3 protein-coding genes and 1 pseudogene are annotated in these 2,688 nt (G+C 53.4%); 3 read left to right on the top strand and 1 reads right to left on the bottom strand.

What is annotated here, in order from left to right:
* Nucleotides 1–339: 339 nt before the first annotated feature.
* From dapF to BJQ17_RS30750, 3 genes and pseudogenes are all read left to right on the top strand, one after another.
* Nucleotides 340–1,137 (top strand): diaminopimelate epimerase, encoded by a 798-nt coding sequence (gene dapF, locus BJQ17_RS29400; protein ID WP_070096979.1) that lies wholly within the window; start codon nucleotides 340–342, stop codon nucleotides 1,135–1,137.
* Between the two features lie 139 nt (nucleotides 1,138–1,276).
* Nucleotides 1,277–1,903, top strand: coding sequence for a VOC family protein (locus tag BJQ17_RS29395; protein ID WP_070096978.1), 627 nt, complete (start codon nucleotides 1,277–1,279; stop codon nucleotides 1,901–1,903).
* Nucleotides 1,904–2,144: 241 nt separating this feature from the next.
* Nucleotides 2,145–2,296, top strand: a pseudogene (locus BJQ17_RS30750) (transposase domain-containing protein); the annotation flags it as partial.
* Nucleotides 2,297–2,476: 180 nt separating this feature from the next.
* On the opposite strand, the gene BJQ17_RS31940 reads toward BJQ17_RS30750, so the two are convergent.
* Nucleotides 2,477–2,688 (bottom strand): hypothetical protein (locus tag BJQ17_RS31940; protein WP_070096977.1); only part of this gene is annotated, 212 nt, incomplete at its 5' end.

The raw sequence follows: 2,688 nt of genomic DNA, 5'->3' as shown, positions 1-2,688 counted from the left end.
ACTAGCTTTTCGGCGGCTAATGACTGCTGTTGGCCGATTGCGGTCATTGCTAGCAAGTCACTGACATCTCTTATTTCACCATCGCTCTAACCTGGTGTGGAATCCTCAACCGGGCCCCGCTAGGCTCTGTACGAAAAGCCTTGATACTTGTTCATGCTGCGTTGAAAACAGCCTCGGAATGCTCATGTACTCCAGTACACTCCGCTTCCTCGGCTGTTTTCGCCTTGCCTGACCTGCGTCTCAAGACTTTTCGTACAGAGCCTAGCGCTCAGCGGCCGTGTGCTATGTTTCTAACTCCATTCATTATTCCCCGCCCTGAGCGCCTTGGTCTCATAACTCATGCAGTTCGTAAAATATCACGCAGCTGGCAACGACTATCTCGTCTACCACGACAAAACGCCATTCGATTGCTCTATGCTGGCCATCTCGGTGATATGCGACCGGCATAGAGGGTTAGGCAGTGACGGCATCCTTGTTCCTGTTATCGAGCCAGGCAAGATGCTCTCAGTGCAGATTTTCAATACCGATGGCTCCGAGGCGGAAAAGAGTGGCAATGGATTGCGAATCCTATGTCGCTACCTTTGGGATCAGCGCATCGTTTCGCACGAGCCCTTCGAGTTGTTAACCAAAGGCGGTAAGGTTCGTTGCCATGTACTTGACGACGGCCGACGCATTTCCATTGCCATGGGTATGGCGACATTCCCCGAAAACGAACGACACTCAATGGAAGTCGATGGCATGCGCCTGCACCTGAACCTTGTGTCGATGGGCAACCCCCATTGCGTGGTGTTTGTCGATCAGGCGACTGAGGCACTTGCACGCAAGCTTGGGCCAACCATTGAGCAATTGTCGCTCTTCCCAAACAGAACCAACGTGCAATTCGTGAACGTTGTCGATCGCCGAAACCTGATGGTGCAGATCTGGGAGCGTGGCGTGGGCTACACCCTATCTTCAGGCACCAGCAGCTGTGCCGCTGCGGCAGTCTCACGACGACTTGGGTTCGTTGACGATCATGTGACAGTGCACATGCCTGGCGGTGAGATCACCATCGAACTTGATGAGGACAACCACGTACTCATGAAGGGCCCGGTGTGCAAAATTGGGAGGTACTGGTTGGATCCGGAGTGTCTGGCATAGATCGGTTGAATACGCGGCACCTCTGTATTCGCCGTTATCGCGTGGACTGATCAAGCGTAGGTAAGTGTAACTAAGATCGAGAGTGCCGGATGAAGAGCAGGCAACAAACGAGGTTCTCTGATCAGGGAGATAAGAGACCATGAGGCGTTCAACCTTGGATCATCTGGTCATTGTTTCACCGACCCTTCCGTTAGGGGCGCAATTTGTTGAGCGTCAGCTTGGAGTACGGTTGCAGCCAGGTGGTGAGCATCCGCGAATGAGCACTCACAACCTGCTGCTGAGGTTAGGAGAGTCTTTCTATCTTGAAGTGATTGCTCCGGACAGTAAGGCGCCCTTGCCCACCAGGCCCAGGTGCTTTGGGCTGGATAGACTGAGCGCGCAAGCGTCGCCATATCTAGCCCATTGGGTCGCGCGTACAGAGCATCTGGATACCACAGACGAAGAACTCCGGAATGTTTTTGGCGAGATTGAACCGATGAGCAGGGGAGTGCTTTCGTGGAAAATCACCATTCAGCGTGATGGGCATCTACCACTGAATGGGGCAGTCCCTAGCTTGATCGATTGGGGCGAATCGGAGCATCCAGTTCAGAGACTCGGTGATCAAGGCTGCGAATTGGAACGCTTGGAAATTGCTTTTCCGAATCCCCGTTTGGTGGAACGCCAACTGGAGTCTATCGGTTTTACTGGCCCGGTGAGTGTATTACGCAGCGAGCGATGTGCATTGAAAGCTTATATCAATACACCGAATGGCCTGGTCATCCTGTAACGTGCAACCTGTCTTTTGCCGATTTGATGGCCTGGCCGAATTCGGCAGCGTGTGCTGACGAGACCTTATCGCTGATCGAAGGCTTCTGGGTGTTACTGGGCCAAATCGCTGAAACTGGCACAACTGTACTAGACAGGGCCGATGCACAGGCCGCTTACGGTGCGGCCTGATGCTCGATTCTCACGCTACTGCTGCAGTACTTGGCTGATCAACGGATGACGAGTGTGCAGCTATGATGGCTAAACGTGCGGCGGCGATCATGAGTTTAATCCAGTCTGCAGGCTCAACAGGCATGATCCGTATGCTTACTTGAAGGATGTTCTCACTCGCCTGCCGACGCAGCGTGCGAGTGAGATTACCGAGCTGCTGCCGCATAGGTGGGTGCCCGTTTAGTCACGCAAGGTGTGAGGGCGGGCGATACGTTTTTTCGAAACGGCTTTGCCAGATAACGTCAGTTTGCAGCCCGGAACCTAGCAATAGGTGATCTGAGAACACTTACACTGGAGGTGACGACACCGATGCCTGATAGCAAAGGCATCGGTGTCTCTTGCCAGCTCTGGCTGGGCGTCGGGGTCAACTCATCTCTGGAGCGAGGTGACTCATGAACGTCAGGCTTTCAATAGCGTACATATACTCAGAGAATCTCGGATCTCCATCGTTGAACGCCTTTGCCACTTTCTGTGCGTTCTCAAGACTGTCCCACATTGCTAAGTCCGCGAAGATTCGGTCGTCGCTCATCGGGCAGTAGGCACGGTACTCAATCAAACCGGGAAAGGTCTTTAAGG

It is taken from the genome of Pseudomonas sp. NBRC 111139, assembly GCF_001753955.1.
GTDB classification, from domain to species: domain Bacteria; phylum Pseudomonadota; class Gammaproteobacteria; order Pseudomonadales; family Pseudomonadaceae; genus Aquipseudomonas; species Aquipseudomonas alloputida.
The sequence above is the reverse complement of the archived record's forward strand: the minus strand, read 5'-3'. Positions and strand labels throughout refer to the sequence as shown.